The sequence below is a fragment of the Parvularcula sp. IMCC14364 genome (assembly GCF_030758415.1).
Taxonomy (GTDB): Bacteria; Pseudomonadota; Alphaproteobacteria; order Caulobacterales; family Parvularculaceae; genus Aquisalinus.
Genome location: NZ_CP132334.1, coordinates 2,511,604 through 2,532,252 on the forward strand (window position 1 = coordinate 2,511,604; position 20,649 = coordinate 2,532,252).

Below are 20,649 nucleotides of genomic sequence, written 5' to 3' on the forward strand. Positions count from 1 at the left end.
CCTACCAATCCTCATCCGCGATTTCCGGCTCGCGGCCCGCGAAATGATAAAAGACAGTCAGCATGGTCGAAGCCACGGCCAGGCCAACACCGAACTCGACCAGGATAATGCCGATATGCTGCCCGGCATGATGGTGTGACTCCGGCTGGATCAGGTCATAATCGAGAAAATTACCTCCGTAGAACACGCTCCAGACACCTGTGAGGGCGTATAACAATACCCCTGACACCATGATTGATGGCAGCACTTTGGGGGGCAAAGCCTGTTTCGTCTTGTCGATCCCGAAACCAAGGGCGTGCATGATGAACGCCACAGCGAAGATAACACCAGCCTGAAAGCCCCCGCCCGGACCATAATCACCGTGAAACTGCACATACAGCGCAAACAGGATGATCGGGGCAAAGAGGATCTTGATCGTGATCCGCAGGACGACATGGCCCATCATGACGGGCCTCCTTCCCGGGGTGGTTGCTTCACCTCGCCCGCCGCGAGTTCAGCCTGAGGCTGCGGCGGAATGTCTTCACTTTTGCGACCACCACGCATACTGCCGGAGCCAAGCAACAGCATCACACCCACACCGGCTGTAAAAATCACCAGCACTTCGCCCAGCGTATCAAAACCCCGATAGCTGGCGAGCACGGCTGTCACCAGATTTGGTACTTCAATATCTGATGGTGTGCGTTCAATATATTGTCTGCCCACATGGGCATTGGCCGGTGCTTCGGGATCGCCAAAGGCTGGCATATCAGTTGAAGCCCAGACCAGAACACCGCCCGTAATGACACAGACAAACAGGGCCAGTGGGCGATGACCGGGGACGACAGGCTTTTCCCGCCGCGCAGTCAGCAACATGCCCGACAACATCAGGACAGTTGAAATGCCGGCACCCACAGCAGCTTCCGTGAAGGCAACGTCAACCGCGTCCAGCGATACGAAAAACAGGGCAGACAAAAGACTGTAAATACCGGACAGCATGACCACGGCAAACAAACGGCGCACACGCACCATGGTGACCGCGGTTACCAGCAGCAATGTCAGGATAGCGACGTTGAGAAAGACAATCTGCGTCGGCTCTGTATGATATTCCATCACAGATCCCCCCTTTTGTCAGGGTAGCGCAGATTTTTGCCGATCAGCGGGTTGAGCTTGCCGACCCAGGCAGAGTGGGCAATCGCATGGGTTGCAACGGGGCTGGTCAGCAAGAGAAAAAGGGCAATAAAAAACAGCTTCATGATCGTGGTAAAATCATCTGACTGCAACGCCATGGCCAGCAGGATCAACTCCGAGCCGAATGTGTCTGTCACGCCGCCCGCGTGGATGCGTGTATAAAAGTCAGGAAACCGAACAAGGCCAAGCGCGCCGGCGAAGACAAACAGCCCGCCAATCAGGAACAGGGCCCAACTGAGAAAGTCGATCACCGCGGCCATCATGCCCCCTCCTCATTGCGCTTGCGCACATCCTGCATTGTCGGAGAGAGGTCGCGATAGCGGAAGAATTTGAGAATGGCGATCGTGCCGGCAAAATTGATCAGCGCATAGAGCAGTGCAATATCCAGAAAGTCGGGGCGGCCCGTCATATATCCCATCAAGCCCAGCAGCAGCACGGTTTTGGTGCCGAAGCTGTTCCCGGCCAGAACCCGGTCATAAAGCGTCGGCCCCAGGATCGCACGCAATAAGGTGAGGACCATTGCGACAACAATGGCAATAGCAGCAACGATGAACATCATGAGTTGTCCTGCCTTTGCGCCGCTGGCTGCATGGCTTCAAGCCGCTTCTGCCGTGCCCATTCACGCCCTTCCGGAACATCCAGTGCGCAGACACGCTCGCCCATTGAGGTGATCCCGTCTACGTCCGCCAACTCTTCCGTCAGTGCATGAACAAGAATACTGCCTTCATACACATCAACTGTGACGGTGCCCGGGGTGAGCGTGATGGAATTCGCAAAGATGGTCTTGCCCATATCACTAGCTTGATAGGCCGGCACCCGCAACATGCCCGGGCTGAGAGAGAGCTTCGGGCTGAGGGCATGGCGGACAACCGCAACATTCGCTTTGCCGATTTCCAGCGTCAGCCAGAACATATAACTGAGAATGCCCGGGAAGATCCGGGTCGGGACGCCTTCCCTGTCCAGCATCCCGGCGCGATCTGCGAGCCATACACATAACAGGACAGAGCCTGCGCCAAAGACTGCCAGCGTCGGATTGCCCCAGTGCTCTTCACCGGACAGCGCCAACCACAACAGGCCGAGCACGATAGCGAGCGCGATGTGTCTTCCAGCTATTCTGAGGATGTAGCGCAACATTATTGTCTGTTATGCCCCTGCGACTGCAACGTCTTTTCCTGTTCGGCATGTAGAGCGTCAGCCCACCTTGCGAACTGGTGGAAAATGACAAAATTCACGACGAAATCAATCCCTTAAGCTGTACTTAGCGGGCTATTCAGGAATCTGGCAAGGGGGCAGCGCGCAAACAAGCGCAGGAGAAACAAAAAAGCCGGTCGCAGCCAAAATACGCAAGGCCACAACCAGCATCTATGCTTATGACATAGTGTGCTTAAGGGCCGGTTAGGACGGCAGGTAAAATTTGAGGTAATGGGTCGACACAGCTGGTTTTATGTCAGACCGCGCCGAAATACCCATTCCCACTGTCAGAGCCCTTCTGCTCCTGCGCGGTCTGGCTCAATTCTTCCATGATGTCCTGCGACCAGTCCCAGTACCGCAGGATGGTGCGGGAGTAATCGCGGGCGATACTGTCAAAGACGCCAAGCAGATCTTCGACCTTCTCTTCCGAGTAATTCAGTGTGGTCCCCTGTTGGAGCAGATCATTATCAAACAGGGTCAGGAAAGCCTTGCGTGAAAGGCCGATGCTCTTGCACAGAACCGCGAAAGGCTCGCCGCTGAAATCCCGCAAAACCCGTGCTGCTGTCTCCTGGCTGACACCGGCAAGCATACCCACTGCATGACATGTATCATCAGCGGGGTTTTGCCGGGCGAACTCAAGTGTCCGCTCAACCACTTCCATGGTCACCATTTCTCCGTTGCGCCCGCGTGGGCGGTGCCGCCGGTCAATCAATGTCAGGATGGATTTCACATGCAGGTCAGGGGTGTCGCTGGTGAAGGTTTCGACGAACAGGTCATGCATGGCGTCCTGTACGATGCTGCGGTCGGTGGCGAAGCGCGCCAGCACAGACTTGCGGTGCGGAGTTTTCAGCCACCAGAACATGGCAAGCCCGTGATCCAGTCGCAGCTCTGGCCGTCGCAGCAGGGCGCTGCGGATATCCGCGTCGACTTCCGAGCGGCGCACAAGCAAGTCCATGGCATTACGGGAGATCACCACTGTGTCCTGGCGAAGTATCTGTTTCAGCACGTCGGCCTCGCCGAAGGTGACCAGTTGATCAATAATCGATTGCGTCAGGTCATCACGCCAGGCGATTTGCGCGCGATGCGCGGGGCCAACCTGACAGGCATCATACAGGAGCGATTCCTGTATCTGCGGCATGTTCTTCAATACCGGGACTGCAACCTGCGCCTCGGAGGTGAGCAGATATTTCTGCAACTGTACGGGGATTTCGGGAAAACTTGCGACTCGCTCTGCGATTTCCTGGCGTGTGGCTGTGTCAACCTGCTCAAGAGAGCGCGCAAGGATGTCTGCGATAAAATCGCGGTCGTTCTGGGTCAGTTTTTCCTGTGGCAACACCACAAGATCAGCCAGTTTACGTACCAGCGTCTGCCGGATCCGCACTGGCTTGGCGCTGACAGGTACAGCAGTTGAAGCACCGGCGGCGGGCGTATCCTGCGCTGAAAACTTACTGGCATGTTGCATGACGGAACTCCTGTGCCGGTAATCTAGCGCCGGAGTGTTAATGCTTGCTTTCTGCGCGCAAAGCTAAGGCGGTGCTAGGCGTGGCCCGCTTTATGCCTTATGAGAAGTAAAGTTCAGGAGTATTTGTAATGAAAAAGATTTTTGCCCTTTCCGTCATGACCAGCGCCTGCGCGGCGCTAACAGCGTGCGTCAGTGACCGGGCACCCGCCTTTGAGAAAAGCCCCCTTTTTCCGGCTGGATATTCGGATGGATGTCAGAGCGCGGTAGAATCCGAGAAGAATTTCTCCACAAAGCTGATTCGCGACGAAGCGCTTTTTGCAGATGATGCAGGTTATCGCTCCGGGTGGCGCCAGGGATACAGCGCCTGTCGCCAATCAGGCGATGAAGGTACGACAGATGGTATTTTTCGCGGACAAGCAGACCCGAGCTACTAGATCGCTGACATTGACGTGCAGGAATCAAAAAAGCTCCCATCAAGGAGAGCTTTTTTGTTGTCCAGTACAGTCTCGCGGAGCCGCCTTTACTGACAGAATCCTGGAGCTGGCTCGCCGTCAACTGTTCCATCCGCATAGGTGATGATTGACGTATCCTCGTCGATCACACTGCTGATCAAGGCACGGCACTGCTCAATACGTTCCTGAGAGAAACCGGTTGAGAAGTCAGTATCTGCGCGGTCAGCGATAGCGATGATGGATTCGCATGATGCGCGGTCTTTGCGATAGTTATCGAGCTTCACGGTACGCTCAACTGTATCCTGATTACATTCTGTACGCTCAACCGCATTGACATAGTTGATCCAGCCAGCTGCAGCCTGACGGTCAGCGTTTGTCGCACCAGATGTGCTGCCAACGCGGCGCCACGCTTCACGTGCACGCGCGCGCTGTGTTGGACTGTTGGTATCGATATTGTATCGCGCATTGCCGATCAGCAGCCAGATATTGGCGCGCTGACGACCTGTGAGGCCACCACGGTTCAGAGCATTGTTGAGGTTTTCTTCGGCCTCACGCCATTGCTCGTCCGCAAAATAAACCTGCCCGAGACGGTAATAAAGTTCACCATCTGCAGACATAGCCGCTGCTTCCGTCAAAACCGCCGCAGCTTTCTTCTGCTCACGCGCAAGGTTCCACATCTGGGCCAGCAACTCGAGGTTTTTCTGTGTGCGTTGGACATTACCAGCCGCCATTTCCCGCTCAAGCAATACACCGCCCCGATAAGGGTTATTCAAAAGTGAGTAATACTGTACGAGCTGGATGATACGTGTCTCATCGGTAATAAAACCATTCTTGTAAGCTAGCTCAACAACAGCAGCAGCATCTTCATCGCGTCCCGCCTGAGAATACGATCCAGCCAATTGTGTCCAGTATGACGTGTCTTCCGGAAAGAAGCTAATCATACGTACGAGCAGATCACCACGTTCAGAATTAGCCCCTACTTGAGAATAAATAGCATTCATCAAATCGTAGTAGCTCTTCTTCCGCGTGGTTGTTCCAGCGGCAACTTCCTGCTCGTGAGCGCGCAATGCATTCTCCATAGGGCTCCGTGCCCCACGATAATCTTCCAGTGCGGTATTGGCAGCGGCAAGCAAATACCAGGTATTGGAATTTATGCTAACGCCCGCATTTTGTTGAATGCGGATGAATTCCTGAAGAAATCGACGGGCTTCCGGATAACGTTCTTCCTGGAAATATAGCTGCGCTATATTATATCGTATCTGCGTGGCGCGAGCTTCCGGAAGAGCATTCTGAGCGAGTGCATTCTCAAATGCACGTAAGGCACCAGAATAATCAGGGGGTTGGATCTGAAACTTGTAGTTACCGAGTAACTCGTAGGATGTGGCCTTGTCATATGGTGTCATCCTGTCACCGCGATCTCGGAATAGCTGCTCAATAATTGCGATTGCCTGCCGAAATTCGGGGTCGCCCGCATTATCACCTGCTGCCTGAATTAGTTCAAATGCTTTAGTAAGCTCCCGCGCGGTGCCCGTGCTAAGCGTATCACTTTGGGCGTGAGCCGACATGAGATCAGAGCTCGCAAAAAGAAAGAACATCCCTAATGACAGAGAGGCCAGTATTTCTTTTAGACTATTCATTTTCAGTTTGCTCATCACGTTGCTCACACTCACATATATAGCATACAGATTAATTCTGGGCCTGAGAATTATCCATCTTCAAGAATGAAGATGAAAGTCGTTCGAACACCAATGCGCGGCTCAGCATTACCATTCACAATCTTCGGCTGATATTTCCAGTTCAGAACTGCACGCTCAGCATACCTATTAAGACAAGAGTCATCTGTAGAAATCACTCTTGGATTAGTAGTCTGCCCATCCGGCGTCACATCGAACTCAACCGTTACGCGTTTTCTAACGCCGGGGTCTGTCCGCCCCTGACAGCGATCAGGATATTGCGGCGGGATGCGGACTAGTGGCTGTGCATCACGGTCCGGGTTAAAGCCTGTGCCTATGTCGAGGTTAGAATCAAACTCAGGGGTTACGGCGCTCACACCCTGCACTTCTGGCTGAAAATCAGCTGTATTGATTGCAGGTGGTGGTGGTGGTGGCTGATCAAGATTAGGCCGATCAAAGGCATTCTGGTTCGCAATTTCAGTATCCTGAATTTTGCGCCCCAGGTCGATTTTGACAGCATCACGCTCGTCATCAAGCTGAAGGTTATCATCAGTAATGAGGGCGTACATCACCAGAAAGAGGGCGGCGGTGAAGATAAGCGCCAGCGGTGTGCCAAGTATCAGTCTGACCAGGGATTGCATCCGACGCTCTCCTTATTCTTCCAGCGTAGCGATATTGATGACATCAACATCCGCATCTTTAATTTTCTGAATAACATCGATCATCAGCTCTGATCTTGCTTTCTGATCGACCTGAACAACAGCAGACCCTTTTGGAGTTTCACGACGCAGCTCACGCACTTTGAACTCTACCTCGTCGAGAGATACCAGCTCCTTGTTGATCCAGATCTCGTCATTCTCATTCACCGCAACAAGCAGAGAGATCAGCTTGATCTTGTCAGCAGTCTGCGCATCTGGTCGCAGAACATCTGTACCCGTTTCCTTGATGAAGGTGGACGTGACGATAAAGAAGATCAACATGATAAACACGATGTCGAGCAAAGGCGTGACGTTTACGTCTTCATCATCTGCTGCAGCATTGCTGATTTGTCTTCTTGCCATTTTAGGCCCCTGTTACAGTCAACTACTTACAAAACCACCTGCGCCGTTACTCGGCAGCTTTGGCGATAACGATTGGCGCGGCACGATTTGCCTGCCTTGCCTGGTCCAGTACAGTTACGGCAACGCCGCTATCTGATTCCAGGGCAGCCGTAATCTGAACGACCCCCCTTGGCTTGGAGGCAAGGAATTCCTCGACCACCGGCTTCACCGAACGTGGATCAATCAGCCGCACGTCATCCACAAGCACAAACCCGTCTTCCTGCACGAACAGCAGCAAGGCTGGTGGCGGATTCTGTGGTACTTCAGGTGTCGGCTCAGGTAAATTTGGCGAGAAGCCATCTTCATAAACGAATGTCGCTGTCACGATAAAGAAGATCAGCATGATGAAGACAATGTCGAGCAACGGCGTGACGTTGACTTCAGACTCCTCGGCTGCAGGCCTGATACGCTTACGATTCATCATAAAACCTGCTCCTTACCCAACCGTCTTGTCCAGCTCTTCTGATGTATCCCGAACAGTAGCACGCGCACGCGCTTCCAGAATGTTCAGCATCAGAATACCGGACAGTGAAGCAACCAGACCCGCCATTGTCGGGATTGTTGCCTTGGAGATACCGCCTGCCATCAAGCGGGCATTGGAAGACCCTGTAACAGCCATGACGTTGAACACTTCAACCATGCCGGTCACGGTGCCCAGAAGGCCCAGCAAGGGAGCAATAGCAACCAGCCCCTTGATGACGGTAATGTTTTGCGTCGACGCCAGTTTGACCTCAGACAACAACTTGTCCCGCACGGCCAGCGCATACCAAGATGCGTGATCCTTGCGATTAGACCAGGCCCGCACTGCCTGCTTACGCACACCTGCGCTGGCAGTTGTGAAGAAGATCACGCGCTCCAGGATGAGTGCCCACATGATAAAGGTGGCTATCATGATGGCGAAAAGAACATCGCCACCAGCCTGCAGGAACTCCCTGATCGAGTCGTAGGCGTTTACTGGATTCAAGACCTCGAGCATAGCCGAGCTCCTTTCTCAATTAGCCTTAAGACCGGGACTCGGCGTGCTCGGCGATCATGCCGGCAGCCTGCTCTTCCAGAACCTGCGTCACACTGCGCGCAGAACCAGCTGCAAACGCATGGATCAGCAGAAGCGGAATAGCTGCAACCAGACCAAGAACAGTGGTCACAAGCGCTTCAGAGATACCACCCGCCATGATTTGCGGATCACCTGTACCAAAGAGTGTAATCGCCTGGAATGTCCGGATCATACCGATAACCGTACCGAGCAGACCCATGAGAGGTGCAACGGCAGCGGCCACCTTGATCAGGTTCAAGCCGCCTTCGAGTTTTGGCACTTCCTTAAGGACGGCATCATCAAGTTTGAGGGCCAGTGTCTCCACATCAGCTGATGTGTTGGACTGATAAGCCATCATGATGCGGCCAAGAGGATTACCTTTACCGGCAGCTTTTTTACGCATCTGGCCACGCACCGCACCGGATGTGCCGAGGATGGAGAGAAGCTTGAAGATACCGAAGGCGCCGGCAATCGCTAGCACCAACAGGATTGTGTAGCCAACAGGCCCGCCCTGATCGATTGTCTCACGCAGGGATGGACGCTGTACAGCAAGCTCAAGCAGTGTGCCCAGTGACGGGTCAATCACACCAGCAACATAGCCGTTGCCAGAATAATTTTCCACACGACGCGCTGCATCATTTGCACCGGCACCAGGCTGGCGTGCCAGGAACTGAAGTTTCTGGATGCCTTCCTTGTAGACTAGGAAGTCACCATTAGAGAATGCCGCGAAAGGCCCGATGCGCGTAACGCTTCGAGTACTGTCTTCGCCATTGTCTGTTTTCACGATGGCATCGAATGTTACCACCTCAGACTGACCTGTCATTTCCTGCAGCAACGTGATGGAGAGATTTTCGAGCTCTTCAATACGAGGAAGCGTCTCGCTCTGCGCTGTTTCAAATAAAGGATCAACACGGCCCGGATATTGGGCACTGATGATAGAACCCTGAAGCTGTACAGCCAGTTCAGTCGCCGCAGAACGCGCAGCACCGAACAATTCGGCAAACTCGCCTTGCGCTTCAGTCAACTGCGTTTGCAGCTCAGCAATCTGAGCGCGGTTGGCATCAAATTCAGCCTGCAGACGGTCACTTTCAGCCGTAGCTGAATTAACCTGACCGCGGATTTGAGAGAGCTTCTGCTGCTGCGTGTTGCGCTCAGAGAGAAACTCAGCTTCACGCTGGCGATTCTGCTCGGCAACGGCTGCCCGCTCCTGACGTGCATTGTTCAGAACATCCTGCAGGGAAGTCTGCGCGCTTGCGGCACCTGCTGTCAAAACTGTCGCACCAGCGATAAGTGAGATGCCCAGAGTACGAATAACTTTCATGATACTATATCCTTTGTCTCGTCGCTGTTACTGAGCCTGAATCGGTGCCTTGACAGGCAACGTCAGAAGGTCAGGTGCGGTTTGTTCCTTGGCAACACGAAGACCGAAGCGCACATCCTCGAGGAATGACTTGTCGAGGTCTACAAAATCACCGGTATCGCGATCGTAAATACGAAGAATGGAATCATCAGCATTCTTGTAGACCAAAGCGGTGCGGCCGATACGCAGGAACTCAACAGCGAGTGCTCCCTCGGGTGTGTCCACTTCACCTTCGTATGTGTCTACGGTGCGACCAAATTCGTTTTCGATCTGGTAAGCCTCAACAATCAGGCGATAGCGCTGCGCTGCAGAAACCTCTGAGTCAGCCATCATTCTGCGCAGACGCGCGAGACGATCCTGACGTTCGGTTTCGTTGAACGGCATATCTGCATTGATAAAGGCTTCAAGATTATCAAGCATGTCTTCCATCAGTGGCACCATGGCCAGCTGCAAGGTGGAGACATTTTCCAGATCTTCCTGGATGCGTCCGATCTGCTGACCCTGGCTTTCAATTTCGGCCCGACGGGTCTCATTGAAGCGCGTAAGCAATTCGAACTGCTTCAGATTGGCGCGATACTCACCAAGAATGGCAGATGTTTCATCATCAAGCCGCTCGACACGCTGTTGTGAGGCCTTGGCCTCATCCTGAGTGCGTCTTGCTTCATTAAGCGCGGAATTGAACTGGGCGGCTGCCGGCGCGGCCATCGCAGTGGCCATAACCATGGCCGTTCCCAAAAAAGCAATCTTTTTTATCATCTGCTCACCTACTGCATTGCTTCGGTCACTATGAGACGATCACCACGATCGCCGCTTCAAACCTTATGAACGACGCCTTGCCAGCGCCGCACAAATCCAAAATGACACCATTAGTGTCACGTAGCTAAAGGGGAAATCTTAATTATCCCTACATTGCCCCATTCAATGATTGTAAAAATTATCACCAAAAGGCAACGCTTTTATTTCAATCCGGTTCAAAAAAGCCGGATTTCTTCCTTCCCACGCCACTTGACAGCTTATAGCACTGTTATGAAATCACACTTTAGCCGGTTGCGACGGGTTGTGCAACGGTTCAATAAAGTCCGCTAAAAGTGTGAGAGTGATTATAGATGGCTGGGGCGGGAGGATTCGAACCTCCGCATGGCGATACCAAAAACCGCTGCCTTACCACTTGGCGACGCCCCAACTGAGGAAGCTGCACATAGCCGCATCATCTGATTTCTGCAATGCTGTTTTTTGCAAAAAATGCCCCGATAGACGCGGCGCTGACTGCCCTGTAAACGCCATATCCAACAGTAAGGACGGACTACACGATGCAGAAACTCAACAACACATTCTACGCCGCCGGGCAAATACTGCCGGAGCAGGTCGGCAATATTGCCGCACAGGGATTCGATATCATCATCAATAACCGGCCCGATGGCGAAGAGCCAGGCCAGCCAAGCGCGCAGGATATCGCTGTTGCAGCTGGTGCTGCAGGTATTGATTATGTGCATATTCCAGTCGGCGCAGGCGGCCTGAGCCACGAAGATCTGGCGCTGTTCAACGCCCGCACAGCTGATAAACAGAAAGCACTTGGCTTTTGCAAAAGCGGGTTCCGCTCTGTCATGGTCAGGGCCATGGCACTCGCACAGTCAGGTGAGGATGTGGCAACGCTGGTCGCAGAAGCCGGGTCCGCTGGATATGATATCAGTGCCCAGCAGCAAATGCTGCAATCACTTAAAAATGGATGATAACGCGCGCTGGCTTGCTGGCTGAGGGAATGACCAGCGTCTCCGGCAGGGTGACGCCACATGTCATGGGGAAAACATCCCGCCCGTCTTCATCAGTCTGGGCAACAGCCATACCAGAACCACAATCCAGAAAGCTGCCCGGCGCGACACTGACAGTAAACTGCCAGTTTGGCGGGGCGGCGACATAAATGCGATCGAGTACGCCGCCGAGATTTTCGCCCAGCACCACGCCGCCTATTTCTGCGTGCGGCCCCATCTCTGATGAACCCACGCGATGCGGTTCAGCTTCCTGTGCATTGGCACGGGACAGCAAAATATCTCCAAGGGTCATCAGAACCAGAAAGGCCAGGCCCCACAGAAAAAAGTTAATGCGCTGTTTACCTTTGATACACATACGCGTGACACCCGCAAAAGTGGGGCCAGCCAGCCCAGATTTTACTTTAGAGCAGCGCGCCATCATGGCAGAATTGCCCATGATGACAGGTCAGTCTGTCGTGGTGATGCGGGTATGCTGAGAGATTTTGCCTTTAAGGAATATGCGTTGACTGATTTTGCCTGGCGCAATGGTCGTATTGTGGTCAAGCAGACCGGCGCGCGCATTCCGGTGACCGGAGAGTTTCTGCGCGACTTTGCCAGGGGTGCCAGTTTCGCAGCCGAAGTGTCGGCCATCTCCGCCACCCGTCACGCCCGGCAGCGCTTGGGCCGGGAAAGATCACAGCGAATACGGATCAGTTTTGCACCGGCGATGCCCTACCCCTGGTATGCCATCTGGGCGGTTAGCCATCTGGCAGACCTCGATATTGTCCGCAATCCGGCGGATGCTGACATCCTGTTCTATTTTGAGGACAGTGAGCATGTTGCCGCCCTGCCTTTTGACGCCGTAGACCTGCCTGTTCTGAACGGCGCCTGTCTTGATATCCGGAAGAGCATGGTGGCAAAAACATTCGAGCGTGTTTTCGGCTATGCCCTGCATGTTGACCCCCGCACCCATCACGGTCTTGCCTTGCGCAAATCCGAGCGCAACGGCGTGCATGACGGGCAAATTTTACCCTGCCCCTATTTCCCCTCAACTGACGGGCAGGTGTATCAGCACCTGATCGACAACACGCAAGACGGGCGCATCTACACAGACATTCGTACACCGATTGTTGGGGGCAACCTGCCAACCGTTTACCTGAAACAGCGCAAGGCCAATGCGCGTTTCTCGAATGACAATTTCCGCGTTGTCGTGACATCAGCCAGTGAGCAGTTTTCTGCCGATGAGCAGCGTAAAATAACCATCTTCGCCCAGGCCATGAACCTCGACTTTGGCGGCATGGATGTTTTGCGAGACCGCAGGGACGGGCGCATATATATTGTCGATGTCAACAAGACTGACATGGGGCCGCCAACGGCCCTGCCACGCCATGACAAGCTGGTGGCCATGCGCGCCCTTGCTGACAGCTTTCGCGACTATGTTACAGCGCGACTCACGGCACACAATTCGGCATGAGTATTCCCTTCATCAAGGCCTTTGACTTTGCCTATGGGCAGGTTGACCAACTGTCACCGCTGGTGCGCCGGGTAATTTGCAATAATCCGGGGCCGTTTACATTCACCGGCACCGGTACTTATCTGATAGGCACCAGCGATATTGCCGTGATTGATCCGGGGCCGGTCAATGACGCGCATCTGGCGGCGTTGCTGGCAGCTGCGGGCGGCGGTCAGATCACGCATATTGTCGTGACCCATACCCACAAGGATCATTGTGGCGGCGTTGCTGCCTTGAAACAGGCAACCGGCGCGCGTGTTTACGGTGCCACAGCCCACCCCGAAAGTGATGGCACTGGCGCGCCGGCCCTTGATGAAGGGGCAGACCTTGAGTACCGGCCTGACCATGTTTTGGCTCATGGCAGTGTTCTTGAGACAGACGAATGGCAACTGGAAACACTGGCAACCCCCGGGCATATCTCCAACCATCTCTGCTTTGCTCTGCCTACGGAGCGAGCCCTGTTTACGGGCGATCACATCATGGGCTGGGCAACGACTGTTGTGGCTGCCCCTGATGGCAACATGACAGATTACTATCACAGCCTTGACCTGTTGGCCGCGCGTGACGACATGATTTATTATCCCACACATGGCGCGCCTGTTACAGACCCGCAGAATTTCGTCCACGCTGTGAAGCAACATCGGGAGATGCGTGATGAACAGGTACTGGCACAACTGGCATCAGGCAAAACGCGGATCATGGATATGGTCGCTGACATGTATAAAGACGTAGACAAATCACTTCATATTGCCGCTGCGCTGAATGTGCAGGCACATCTTGAGCGCCATGTTGCAACGGGCCGTGTCGTGCAGAATGGCACACGCCTTCTGAACGCAGAATACCGTCTGGCGTGAAGGATTACGCCTGATAGGCCCTGTCCAGCGACAGGGCGCGCCGCACCTGCACAATGAGATCACGCTGGCGCTCGCTGGGCTTACCTTCAACTTCCGCAACTTCTTCCAGCATACGGATCATGTCTTTCATTTCCTGCAATGTCAGCGCATCCTTGACCGGGCGCATCAATTTGCCCAGGGAGTTGGCCGCATCATTTATCTGACCAATCGCCATCCGCCCGAACGAATATAGCCCTTCGGCTTCATCCGGCGTTGCCCCGAAGCCTTCTGTCATCAATTCTATCATCTTCTGCTTCTGGCCGGTAGTGATCTCTCCTTCATAAGAAGCAATCTGTACCATGAGTATGGCTGCCGAGTCGCGTGGATCATTCACATTTTCGATTACGCGCTGGTCGATTTGACGCGACCATTTTCCCCGGCGTACCGCTCCTTTTACGTCATCAATCGCGTCCTGACCGTCGCGCGCAGCCCCGATAACGCGACTGGCAACAAATATGGCCGTGGCGAGCCCGCCAAGAATGAGCAGCAGAAGGCCCATAATGTATCTCCTTGTTATGGGCATGAGTATAGCAATCCCCAGCTGCGGACGCACCGGGGAAAGTGATGAATTTTCATCAGCAAGTTTCTATTGGAAGTTTATATTGATAATCATTCTTAATTGCAACACTATGGCCCTCATGGCAACGCACAGGAGAAACTTTCATGCCAAACCTGACACTGATCAGAGCTATGCGCATCATCGCTTGCGGGGCAGACAGGGCACGCGGATTTGCCAGGCCGATGCCTGCAGGCTGCAGCCTGAGTAAACTTCAGAGCTTTCTGGAGGCGATCAATCAACATGCGCGGCGCCCTCTCCTGCTCTCACCCCCTTGCGCGACCCGGATTTCACCTGACGAAAAAGCCCTGATCGGCCTGATATGGGCCAGCCAGAACGAACGCCAGAGCGAGTTCCTGGCCCGGGCAAGCTGGCTCGTGCGCTGGCCAGGACAGACGGCGGTCCAGTCGCGGTGCGATGACCTTGCCGCTGCGCTCGAAGTGGAAGGGATATTTCCTGATTGCCTGCCAGCTTCAGCGCCGCCCACACGCCAGCCTGCCCTGCCGGTATTGCATCCGGTTGATCAGGCCAGACCCGCTATTGCGCCACAACCCGCTGCCATGATCTGAAATCTCCGCCAGTCGGGTTCTGGAATATGCGCAGGTCAAATTCCGGTGCAGCTGCCAGAATATGGTCAAAAATATCTGCCTGGATTTTTTCATAATTGATCCAGTTCGTATCCAGACTGAAGACATAGATTTCTATGGGCAGACCGTTTTCTGTTGGCTGGAGCTGGCGCACCAGAAAGGTCAGGCTGTTCGAGATTTTCGGGTGGTTATCCAGATAAGCCTCCACATAGGCACGGAATGTGCCCACATTGGTCAGACGGCGACCATTGACCAGCGTTTCCGGGTCCGCCCCTTTTTGGCTATTATAGGCATCAAGTTCGGCCTGCTTGTCGGTGATGTACTCGGCGAGAAACTGAATTTTTGAAAAACGCCGCAGCATTTCTTCATCACAGAAACGAATTGTCGAAACATCAATATTCAGCGACCGTTTGATCCGCCGCCCGCCTGTTTCAGTCATGCCACGCCAGTTTTTGAAACTCTCGGAGATCAATGCCTGTGTCGGAACAGTGGTGATGGTCTTGTCAAAATTGCGGATTTTCACTGTTGTTAGCGCAATTTCCATCACGTCGCCATCGACATTGTAACTAGGCATCTCAATCCAGTCCCCTACTGCAACCATGCGATTGGCGGAGAGCTGAATGCCGGAGACAAAGCCAAGGATCGGGTCCTTGAACACAAACATCAGGACGGCCGTCAGCGCCCCGAACCCGGCCAGCAGCGACAGGGGAGACTGCCCCAGAACCAGTGAGAGAATGGCGACCAGCCCCAGAAAATACAGCGCGATCTTGGCAACCTGCACGAAACTCTTGATCGGAAACTGACGCGAGATGGAGTAGGTGCGATATATCTCCTGGCCAGAATTGATCAGTGCATCAAAGAAAAGGACACCATTGACCACCATGTAAACGAGGGCGGCCGTCTCCACAAACGCACCGACCGCAGGCCACTGCGCCAGAGCTTCCGGTGCCAGCATATAGATCACAATGGCGGGGGCCTGATGGGACAGGCTCTCAAACACCTTATTGCGCAGAATGATGTTGTCGCGCTCGCTGTCAGATGCGGCCAGAAAACGATGGATGCCCGCAACGATAATCCGCCGCGCCACGATATCGGCAATCACGGCCAGCAGAATGATGCCAAAGAACGCCACCGTGACCGCCAGCCAGACACTCGCACCCTCGAGCGCCGGAAAGCCGGCAAAAAACTGCTCAAGATATTGCATCGGTTACCTCCCGGATTGTTGCTGCTTTATTTTGCTGTTCGCCCTGAATGAGAAGGGGCAGACCCGCATACTGATATGCAAGCAATGTATCCGTTGACCTGCTTTCCTAACGCCCACGGAGAAATCCGCGTCAGGAAGCTCTTAAATACACGACAAAAAAAGGCGCCCGTTTCGAGCGCCTTCCTCTGATTGTTTATCCGGCTGAGACTAGCAGGTGCGGACTTCACCGTTTTCCCAATATGTGCGGCCGGAAGCTGTATCAACATAGAAACGGCGGGAATACTGTGCGTCCCACTGCAATGGCTGACCAGCTCCAAACTGGCTATAAGGGCGGCGACGTTCTGTACGGCCACAGGTCATCGCATCCTGGTTGGAACCACGAGATGCACCGGCAGCACCGCCGATAACCGCGCCGACGACAGCGCCTGTTTCCGCATCACCGTCACCAACATTGTTGCCGATGATGGCACCAATGACGGCACCGGCAGCCGCGCCACCAGCAGTGTTGCGCTCGATATTGCCTGTGGACGTGCAGGCTGTGGCCAGCAACATGGCTGAAGCAGCGAAAAGGAAGTGTTTCATATATAAATCTCCAGATAGGGTCGCATCATGCGGCCCGATAAACAAAAATTACGGCCCGCCGAGTCAGTGGTAAAGTAAATTTTCTGTTACGCATGTGCGCTGCATCACCCAGAGGGCAACTCAGCTCGAGGCGAATGTGCACCTATTGCGCCAGCATTCACTTTTGCTTCACCCTGTCTTAAGTGAGAGGAAAGAGTTGACCATTATAAGGCAACCGGAAAGTCATGGCCGCCCTCAATTATCGGGACGGCAGGTAAGCAGGTATCCACGATGGACCAGTTAAGCGCACAGGACGCCCAGTTCCTGTATATGGAAGATGCCGATGTGGTGGCCAGTATCACGGCGGTACAGATTTGTGACCAGTCTACGGCGCCCGGCGGCACGGTGCGGTTCAAGGATATCATCGCAAAACTCGAGAGCCGCCTCTCCCATTCGCCGATCTATAACCGCCACCTGATGCGTGTGCCGATGGAACTGGATTTTCCCTATTGGGTGGAAGATCCGCATTTTGATATTGAAAACCATGTCCGCCATGCGCGGCTGCCGGAACCGGCAGACTGGCGGCAGTTCTGTATCCATGTGGCGCGGTATCACTCGCGGCCGCTCGATATGGGACGCCCTTTGTGGGAGGCATATATTGTCGAAGGACTCGACAATCTGGAAGGTGTGCCCAAAGGCTCCTTCGCGCTGATCTTCAAACTGCATCACGCCGCTGTGGATGGTGCCTCAGCCGCACAGTTTCTCGGCACATTGTGGGACGTGACGCCAGATGGCATTCCTGGCCTGCCGGTTGAACCTGTCATGGGCGGCCATGGCACACACGCGCCGACCCTGCCGGGCACGCTGATGCGGGCAGCTGTCAACAATGCCCGCTCGCCGGTGCGCATGACACAGGCCGTGATGCGGTCAAGCCCACAGATATCCCGTGCCCTGATCAATGCCGGGCGCGCGCGCATTCGCAAGACAGGCGGCGTGCCGAAGACAGTTTTTAACGGCAAGGTTGGCCAGCAGAAAGTTTTCGATGCGACCCGGTTCAAGCTGTCTGATGTGAAAATCATCCGTACAGCCTATCCTGAAGCCAAGGTCAATGATGTGGTACTCGCCGTTTGCAGTGGCGGCGTGCGGCGTTACCTGAAATCCAAAGATGCCCTGCCCTCTGAGTCACTCGTGACGACGGCACCGATCAACACACGCGGCAATGACGGAGCCGACGGTGTCGCTGGCGGCGGCAATAATATTTCTGCGATGACAGTGCCATTGCACACCAACATCGCTCATCCGGTGGAACGGCTGAAAGCGATTGTGCTCTCAACCCGCAAAACCAAGGCAGCCAAGGAAGGGCTCGCGGCCCGCCTGATGACAGACCTGACCCAGCATGTACCAGCTGCCACCATGGCGCTGGCCAGTCGACTGGTCATTCAGAATTCCAACGCCGCACAGAACATCAGTAATTTGACAATCTCCAACGTGCCGGGGCCGCAGTTGCCACTTTATTTCTGCGGAGCAAAACTTGTGACCGGCTATGGCCTTGCTCCGCTGGCCAACGGGATGGGGTTGTTCATCTCTACACCGAGCTATAATGGCGAGATTACATTCGGCGTAACCTCATCGCGTGAGATCATGCCCGATGTCGCCTTTTTTATTGAATGCCTTGAGAAGTCTTTTCAGGAATTACTGGCGGCAGCCACCCGGCGCCTTGAGGTCAATACGGCAGCCGAGGACGAACAGGCATCTGCGCAAAAGCCAAAACGGCGCAGGACACGGATCACCCGCGTTTCCGAAGCTGGCAGCAAGGCCAAAGCCAGAGCCACCCGGCGCTCAAAAGCCAATGGCAGCACCCGCCCCTCAACCTGATATTGCCTTGCCATAGTTGTACAACTCGAAATCACTAGCATAGTTGTGCATGAATTTTTCTGTCAGTTCAGGTGTATAAAATTCCTTAAGCTGATCGTCTGCATTTGTCGCATGCCAGGGAATATCGCGCATGTCTTCCAGCATAGTGGGGTTGATGCGCTCAGCCACGTTTCGCCAGTCTTCCTCAAAGTTTTCAAACCTGCCGAGATAATGAAAATCAAGATAGCCATTAAGCAATAACTCGCTCTGGGGTCGCCAATGCTTGTCCTGGTCGCGCTGTTTGGTCAGGTTGATAGCATCAAGAAATTGCTCAAAGGTGATATCAACGTCTGCTTCTGCATCATGGCCCAAAGCACGTCTGACCTGTTTGACAGGGTTCTTCTTGCGATCAATCTTGTCAAGGTAAGCAGACAGAACGCGCGTGTACGGATTTCTGACGAAAGAAAACCGGAAGAACTTATCGCTGAAAAATACTTCGTGAAGCAGTTCATCGCTCAGGTGATAAGGCTTGACAACGGGCGATTCGAATAATGTGGGATGTGGTACCTTGGCATCGTAATTCAGGCCTTCCGTTTCCAGCTTCATCAGAGCAAGCTTGATGGTGCTGCAGGCCACCTTTGGCGTTTCTACATATAGGTAGCGATGCTTGAGGGAAATCATGCAGTTGAGATTAAACTCATGCCATTTGATCCGTTTGTTCACGGACCTATGAAAATCCCTGTAGGAAATGATCTGTGCCTGCTCAACCTGCATACTATTACAACCTGCTCTCGTTTATGCGCCAGAAAGATCAACGTCCTACTCAGGATTGACCGGGATAGCAACAAGCTGCGCCTGACTGAACCAGACCCTTTGAACCAGCTTGACCACTGGCATTGAGTATTGCTGCACTGCAAAAAATTGTTACAGTCGACTCCAATAAAATCCGCAATCAGGATCAGGGAGATCGCATATGGCAGATATTCGGAAAATTGGTGTTATTGGTGCTGGCCAGATGGGCAACGGCATTGCCCATGTTTTCTCGCTGGCGGGCTTTGACATCGTTCTGAACGATATTGATGCGGATCAGATCACCAAGGCTCTTGGCATTATCGAGAAAAATCTTGGCCGTCAGGTGGCCAAGGGAAAGCTGGAAGCCGCAGACGCCGATGCCACACTGGCGCGCATCCAGAAATCGACCAGCATGGCAGACCTCACCGATTGTGATCTGGTGATCGAAGCCGCCACCGAGAACCCTGATCTGAAAAAGAAAATCCTCGGCGGCCTGTCAAAAGACCTCAAGCCGGAAGCAATGATTGCCACCAATACCTCCTCCATCTCGATCACCGCTCTCGCCGCTTCTACCGATCGGCCAGAGAAGTTCATCGGTCTGCACTTCATGAACCCAGTGCCGGTGATGCAGCTGGTGGAAGTTATTCGGGGCATTGCGACCAGTCAGGAAACATTTGAAGCTGGCAAGATGCTGGTGGAGCGCCTTGGCAAGACCATGGCGGTGTCAGAAGATTTCCCGGCTTTCATCGTAAACCGTATTCTGATGCCAATGATCAATGAAGCGATCTACACGCTTTATGAAGGTGTTGGCACTGTTACGGCGATAGATACTGGCATGAAGCTTGGCACCAATCACCCAATGGGCCCGCTCGAACTGGCAGACTTCATTGGTCTGGATACCTGCCTGTCCATCATGCAGGTGCTATATGAGGGACTTTCAGACTCCAAATACCGCCCTTGCCCACTTCTCATCAAATATGTGGAAGCTGGCTGGCTGGGGCGCAAAACCGGACGCGGATTTTATGATTATTCGGGTGATGTGCCGGTCGCCACACGCTGAGACATGCACCGCCCCTGCCCCTGCCCATGGGTGGCATTCACCAGGAAAAATTTTCTGCCTAGATGAATTTCAGGCCCGCAGTGTGCCCACGTTGCCAGACCACAAGACATCTGGACTTGATCCCTGATGAGGGGGCTTTGAGAAGGATCATGTCAGGCAGTTTGCTGGCGTGCTCCAGAACAATCCGGGCGCCATTCGGGCTGACATCCTTGATTACAACCTGCACAGGCTCGAAATTGCCATATTTGATCTTGCCATAGCGGTAACAGGTTATGCGTTCATTATCGCGCGGCATACGCGTTGACCGGACCCGTGGTGCAGTGGACACTACAGGTTTAGTGCTCGCGATTGTCTGAAATCGCTCTGTCAGCCGGTTGTTCTTCTTGCGCATCTCAACATCTCAATATCCCATCATGACAAGTTTGAGTTAACACACGCTAAAA

Annotated in this window: 26 protein-coding genes and 1 tRNA gene; 7 read left to right on the forward strand and 20 right to left on the reverse strand. The window is 53.8% G+C overall.

Annotated features, from left to right (window positions below; translation table 11 throughout):
• Position 1: 1 nt before the first annotated feature.
• The 6 genes from RAL90_RS11585 to RAL90_RS11610 form a co-directional block, all read right to left on the reverse strand.
• On the reverse strand, positions 2 to 445 hold the full coding sequence (locus tag RAL90_RS11585; protein WP_306250770.1) for a Na(+)/H(+) antiporter subunit B: 444 nt from the start codon (positions 443 to 445) through the stop codon (positions 2 to 4).
• On the reverse strand, positions 442 to 1,089 hold the full coding sequence (locus RAL90_RS11590; protein ID WP_306250772.1) for a DUF4040 domain-containing protein: 648 nt from the start codon (positions 1,087 to 1,089) through the stop codon (positions 442 to 444). Before RAL90_RS11590 ends, RAL90_RS11585 begins: the two co-directional genes overlap by 4 nt.
• Positions 1,089 to 1,430 (reverse strand): monovalent cation/H(+) antiporter subunit G, encoded by a 342-nt coding sequence (gene mnhG / locus RAL90_RS11595; RefSeq protein ID WP_306250774.1) that lies wholly within the window; start codon positions 1,428 to 1,430, stop codon positions 1,089 to 1,091. The genes RAL90_RS11590 and mnhG overlap by 1 nt, the downstream gene beginning before the upstream one ends.
• Positions 1,427 to 1,723, reverse strand: a complete 297-nt coding sequence (locus RAL90_RS11600; protein ID WP_372340474.1) for a monovalent cation/H+ antiporter complex subunit F — start codon at positions 1,721 to 1,723, stop codon at positions 1,427 to 1,429. The genes mnhG and RAL90_RS11600 overlap by 4 nt, the downstream gene beginning before the upstream one ends.
• Positions 1,723 to 2,301, reverse strand: a complete 579-nt coding sequence (locus tag RAL90_RS11605; RefSeq protein ID WP_306250780.1) for a Na+/H+ antiporter subunit E — start codon at positions 2,299 to 2,301, stop codon at positions 1,723 to 1,725. Before RAL90_RS11605 ends, RAL90_RS11600 begins: the two co-directional genes overlap by 1 nt.
• Before the next feature lie 313 nt (positions 2,302 to 2,614).
• On the reverse strand, positions 2,615 to 3,820 hold the full coding sequence (locus tag RAL90_RS11610) for a DUF2336 domain-containing protein (RefSeq protein ID WP_306250783.1): 1,206 nt from the start codon (positions 3,818 to 3,820) through the stop codon (positions 2,615 to 2,617).
• Positions 3,821 to 3,948: 128 nt separating this feature from the next.
• On the opposite strand from RAL90_RS11610, the gene RAL90_RS11615 reads away from it, so the two are divergent.
• Positions 3,949 to 4,254: a hypothetical protein gene (locus tag RAL90_RS11615; RefSeq protein WP_306250785.1), complete on the forward strand. Its 306-nt coding sequence runs from the start codon at positions 3,949 to 3,951 to the stop codon at positions 4,252 to 4,254.
• Positions 4,255 to 4,340: 86 nt separating this feature from the next.
• On the opposite strand, the gene RAL90_RS11620 is transcribed toward RAL90_RS11615, so the two are convergent.
• From RAL90_RS11620 to RAL90_RS11655, 8 genes are all read right to left on the reverse strand, one after another.
• Complete coding sequence (locus tag RAL90_RS11620; protein ID WP_306250787.1) at positions 4,341 to 5,909, reverse strand: hypothetical protein; 1,569 nt, start codon at positions 5,907 to 5,909, stop codon at positions 4,341 to 4,343.
• 68 nt (positions 5,910 to 5,977) lie between these two features.
• Complete coding sequence (locus RAL90_RS11625) at positions 5,978 to 6,586, reverse strand: energy transducer TonB (protein WP_306250789.1); 609 nt, start codon at positions 6,584 to 6,586, stop codon at positions 5,978 to 5,980.
• Positions 6,587 to 6,598: 12 nt separating this feature from the next.
• Positions 6,599 to 7,006: a biopolymer transporter ExbD gene (locus RAL90_RS11630; protein WP_306250791.1), complete on the reverse strand. Its 408-nt coding sequence runs from the start codon at positions 7,004 to 7,006 to the stop codon at positions 6,599 to 6,601.
• Positions 7,007 to 7,052: 46 nt separating this feature from the next.
• On the reverse strand, positions 7,053 to 7,469 hold the full coding sequence (locus tag RAL90_RS11635) for a biopolymer transporter ExbD (protein ID WP_306250793.1): 417 nt from the start codon (positions 7,467 to 7,469) through the stop codon (positions 7,053 to 7,055).
• Positions 7,470 to 7,481: 12 nt separating this feature from the next.
• Positions 7,482 to 8,021: a MotA/TolQ/ExbB proton channel family protein gene (locus RAL90_RS11640; RefSeq protein WP_306250794.1), complete on the reverse strand. Its 540-nt coding sequence runs from the start codon at positions 8,019 to 8,021 to the stop codon at positions 7,482 to 7,484.
• 25 nt (positions 8,022 to 8,046) lie between these two features.
• On the reverse strand, positions 8,047 to 9,399 hold the full coding sequence (locus tag RAL90_RS11645) for a MotA/TolQ/ExbB proton channel family protein (RefSeq protein WP_306250796.1): 1,353 nt from the start codon (positions 9,397 to 9,399) through the stop codon (positions 8,047 to 8,049).
• A gap of 27 nt (positions 9,400 to 9,426) precedes the next feature.
• Positions 9,427 to 10,194 carry a DUF3450 domain-containing protein gene (locus RAL90_RS11650; protein ID WP_306250799.1) on the reverse strand — a complete coding sequence of 256 codons (768 nt, stop codon included), beginning with the start codon at positions 10,192 to 10,194 and terminating at the stop codon, positions 9,427 to 9,429.
• 351 nt (positions 10,195 to 10,545) lie between these two features.
• Positions 10,546 to 10,620: transfer RNA gene (locus tag RAL90_RS11655), tRNA-Gln, on the reverse strand.
• 128 nt (positions 10,621 to 10,748) lie between these two features.
• On the opposite strand from RAL90_RS11655, the gene RAL90_RS11660 reads away from it, so the two are divergent.
• Entirely contained in the window at positions 10,749 to 11,168 is a 420-nt protein-coding gene (locus tag RAL90_RS11660) for a TIGR01244 family sulfur transferase (protein WP_306250801.1), read from the forward strand.
• On the opposite strand, the gene RAL90_RS11665 is transcribed toward RAL90_RS11660, so the two are convergent.
• Positions 11,155 to 11,562 carry a hypothetical protein gene (locus tag RAL90_RS11665; RefSeq protein ID WP_306250802.1) on the reverse strand — a complete coding sequence of 136 codons (408 nt, stop codon included), beginning with the start codon at positions 11,560 to 11,562 and terminating at the stop codon, positions 11,155 to 11,157. The two genes, RAL90_RS11660 and RAL90_RS11665, sit on opposite strands and share 14 nt — an antisense overlap.
• A gap of 147 nt (positions 11,563 to 11,709) precedes the next feature.
• Between RAL90_RS11665 and RAL90_RS11670 the strand changes: the two genes are divergently transcribed.
• Together RAL90_RS11670 and RAL90_RS11675 are read left to right on the forward strand one after the other, a co-directional pair.
• Positions 11,710 to 12,660, forward strand: coding sequence for a hypothetical protein (locus RAL90_RS11670; protein ID WP_306250804.1), 951 nt, complete (start codon positions 11,710 to 11,712; stop codon positions 12,658 to 12,660).
• Positions 12,657 to 13,553: an MBL fold metallo-hydrolase gene (locus RAL90_RS11675; protein ID WP_306250806.1), complete on the forward strand. Its 897-nt coding sequence runs from the start codon at positions 12,657 to 12,659 to the stop codon at positions 13,551 to 13,553. Before RAL90_RS11670 ends, RAL90_RS11675 begins: the two co-directional genes overlap by 4 nt.
• A 4-nt stretch (positions 13,554 to 13,557) precedes the next feature.
• Here RAL90_RS11675 and RAL90_RS11680 read toward each other — a convergent pair whose 3' ends face one another.
• Positions 13,558 to 14,091 carry a TerB family tellurite resistance protein gene (locus tag RAL90_RS11680; RefSeq protein ID WP_306250808.1) on the reverse strand — a complete coding sequence of 178 codons (534 nt, stop codon included), beginning with the start codon at positions 14,089 to 14,091 and terminating at the stop codon, positions 13,558 to 13,560.
• Positions 14,092 to 14,255: 164 nt separating this feature from the next.
• On the opposite strand from RAL90_RS11680, the gene RAL90_RS11685 reads away from it, so the two are divergent.
• A complete protein-coding gene (locus tag RAL90_RS11685) occupies positions 14,256 to 14,717 on the forward strand; it encodes a hypothetical protein (RefSeq protein ID WP_306250809.1) in 462 nt (153 codons plus the stop codon).
• Here the strand turns inward: RAL90_RS11685 and RAL90_RS11690 are convergent.
• Both RAL90_RS11690 and RAL90_RS11695 read right to left on the reverse strand, forming a co-directional pair.
• Complete coding sequence (locus tag RAL90_RS11690) at positions 14,686 to 15,939, reverse strand: mechanosensitive ion channel family protein (RefSeq protein WP_306250811.1); 1,254 nt, start codon at positions 15,937 to 15,939, stop codon at positions 14,686 to 14,688. The genes RAL90_RS11685 and RAL90_RS11690 overlap by 32 nt on opposite strands.
• Before the next feature lie 207 nt (positions 15,940 to 16,146).
• Positions 16,147 to 16,521, reverse strand: a complete 375-nt coding sequence (locus tag RAL90_RS11695) for a YMGG-like glycine zipper-containing protein (RefSeq protein ID WP_306250813.1) — start codon at positions 16,519 to 16,521, stop codon at positions 16,147 to 16,149.
• A gap of 270 nt (positions 16,522 to 16,791) precedes the next feature.
• Between RAL90_RS11695 and RAL90_RS11700 the strand changes: the two genes are divergently transcribed.
• The gene (locus tag RAL90_RS11700; RefSeq protein ID WP_306250815.1) at positions 16,792 to 18,375 is read left to right on the forward strand and encodes a wax ester/triacylglycerol synthase family O-acyltransferase; all 1,584 of its coding nucleotides are present in this window, start codon (positions 16,792 to 16,794) and stop codon (positions 18,373 to 18,375) included.
• Here RAL90_RS11700 and RAL90_RS11705 read toward each other — a convergent pair.
• Positions 18,367 to 19,128, reverse strand: coding sequence for a sulfotransferase family protein (locus RAL90_RS11705; RefSeq protein WP_306250816.1), 762 nt, complete (start codon positions 19,126 to 19,128; stop codon positions 18,367 to 18,369). The two genes, RAL90_RS11700 and RAL90_RS11705, sit on opposite strands and share 9 nt — an antisense overlap.
• A gap of 199 nt (positions 19,129 to 19,327) precedes the next feature.
• Between RAL90_RS11705 and RAL90_RS11710 the strand changes: the two genes are divergently transcribed.
• Positions 19,328 to 20,206 carry a 3-hydroxybutyryl-CoA dehydrogenase gene (locus tag RAL90_RS11710; RefSeq protein WP_306250818.1) on the forward strand — a complete coding sequence of 293 codons (879 nt, stop codon included), beginning with the start codon at positions 19,328 to 19,330 and terminating at the stop codon, positions 20,204 to 20,206.
• A gap of 58 nt (positions 20,207 to 20,264) precedes the next feature.
• On the opposite strand, the gene RAL90_RS11715 is transcribed toward RAL90_RS11710, so the two are convergent.
• Positions 20,265 to 20,597: a PilZ domain-containing protein gene (locus tag RAL90_RS11715; RefSeq protein WP_306250819.1), complete on the reverse strand. Its 333-nt coding sequence runs from the start codon at positions 20,595 to 20,597 to the stop codon at positions 20,265 to 20,267.
• Positions 20,598 to 20,649 lie beyond the last annotated feature (52 nt).

Bases quoted from the DNA above. Each gene is read 5' to 3' on its own strand.
- RAL90_RS11620 (WP_306250787.1), bottom strand. From the start codon at position 5,909: ATGAATAGTCTAAAAGAAATACTGGCCTCTCTGTCATTAGGGATGTTC.
- RAL90_RS11700 (WP_306250815.1), top strand. From the start codon at position 16,792: ATGGACCAGTTAAGCGCACAGGACGCCCAGTTCCTGTATATGGAAGAT.
- RAL90_RS11590 (WP_306250772.1), bottom strand. From the start codon at position 1,089: ATGGAATATCATACAGAGCCGACGCAGATTGTCTTTCTCAACGTCGCT.
- RAL90_RS11690 (WP_306250811.1), bottom strand. From the start codon at position 15,939: ATGCAATATCTTGAGCAGTTTTTTGCCGGCTTTCCGGCGCTCGAGGGT.
- RAL90_RS11615 (WP_306250785.1), top strand. From the start codon at position 3,949: ATGAAAAAGATTTTTGCCCTTTCCGTCATGACCAGCGCCTGCGCGGCG.
- RAL90_RS11715 (WP_306250819.1), bottom strand. From the start codon at position 20,597: ATGCGCAAGAAGAACAACCGGCTGACAGAGCGATTTCAGACAATCGCG.
- RAL90_RS11645 (WP_306250796.1), bottom strand. From the start codon at position 9,399: ATGAAAGTTATTCGTACTCTGGGCATCTCACTTATCGCTGGTGCGACA.
- RAL90_RS11695 (WP_306250813.1), bottom strand. From the start codon at position 16,521: ATGAAACACTTCCTTTTCGCTGCTTCAGCCATGTTGCTGGCCACAGCC.
- RAL90_RS11660 (WP_306250801.1), top strand. From the start codon at position 10,749: ATGCAGAAACTCAACAACACATTCTACGCCGCCGGGCAAATACTGCCG.
- RAL90_RS11605 (WP_306250780.1), bottom strand. From the start codon at position 2,301: ATGTTGCGCTACATCCTCAGAATAGCTGGAAGACACATCGCGCTCGCT.
- RAL90_RS11585 (WP_306250770.1), bottom strand. From the start codon at position 445: ATGATGGGCCATGTCGTCCTGCGGATCACGATCAAGATCCTCTTTGCC.
- RAL90_RS11635 (WP_306250793.1), bottom strand. From the start codon at position 7,469: ATGATGAATCGTAAGCGTATCAGGCCTGCAGCCGAGGAGTCTGAAGTC.
- RAL90_RS11610 (WP_306250783.1), bottom strand. From the start codon at position 3,820: ATGCAACATGCCAGTAAGTTTTCAGCGCAGGATACGCCCGCCGCCGGT.
- RAL90_RS11680 (WP_306250808.1), bottom strand. From the start codon at position 14,091: ATGGGCCTTCTGCTGCTCATTCTTGGCGGGCTCGCCACGGCCATATTT.
- RAL90_RS11705 (WP_306250816.1), bottom strand. From the start codon at position 19,128: ATGCAGGTTGAGCAGGCACAGATCATTTCCTACAGGGATTTTCATAGG.
- RAL90_RS11675 (WP_306250806.1), top strand. From the start codon at position 12,657: ATGAGTATTCCCTTCATCAAGGCCTTTGACTTTGCCTATGGGCAGGTT.
- RAL90_RS11640 (WP_306250794.1), bottom strand. From the start codon at position 8,021: ATGCTCGAGGTCTTGAATCCAGTAAACGCCTACGACTCGATCAGGGAG.
- RAL90_RS11710 (WP_306250818.1), top strand. From the start codon at position 19,328: ATGGCAGATATTCGGAAAATTGGTGTTATTGGTGCTGGCCAGATGGGC.
- RAL90_RS11685 (WP_306250809.1), top strand. From the start codon at position 14,256: ATGCCAAACCTGACACTGATCAGAGCTATGCGCATCATCGCTTGCGGG.
- mnhG (WP_306250774.1), bottom strand. From the start codon at position 1,430: ATGATGGCCGCGGTGATCGACTTTCTCAGTTGGGCCCTGTTCCTGATT.
- RAL90_RS11600 (WP_372340474.1), bottom strand. From the start codon at position 1,723: ATGTTCATCGTTGCTGCTATTGCCATTGTTGTCGCAATGGTCCTCACC.
- RAL90_RS11625 (WP_306250789.1), bottom strand. From the start codon at position 6,586: ATGCAATCCCTGGTCAGACTGATACTTGGCACACCGCTGGCGCTTATC.
- RAL90_RS11650 (WP_306250799.1), bottom strand. From the start codon at position 10,194: ATGATAAAAAAGATTGCTTTTTTGGGAACGGCCATGGTTATGGCCACT.
- RAL90_RS11630 (WP_306250791.1), bottom strand. From the start codon at position 7,006: ATGGCAAGAAGACAAATCAGCAATGCTGCAGCAGATGATGAAGACGTA.
- RAL90_RS11665 (WP_306250802.1), bottom strand. From the start codon at position 11,562: ATGTGTATCAAAGGTAAACAGCGCATTAACTTTTTTCTGTGGGGCCTG.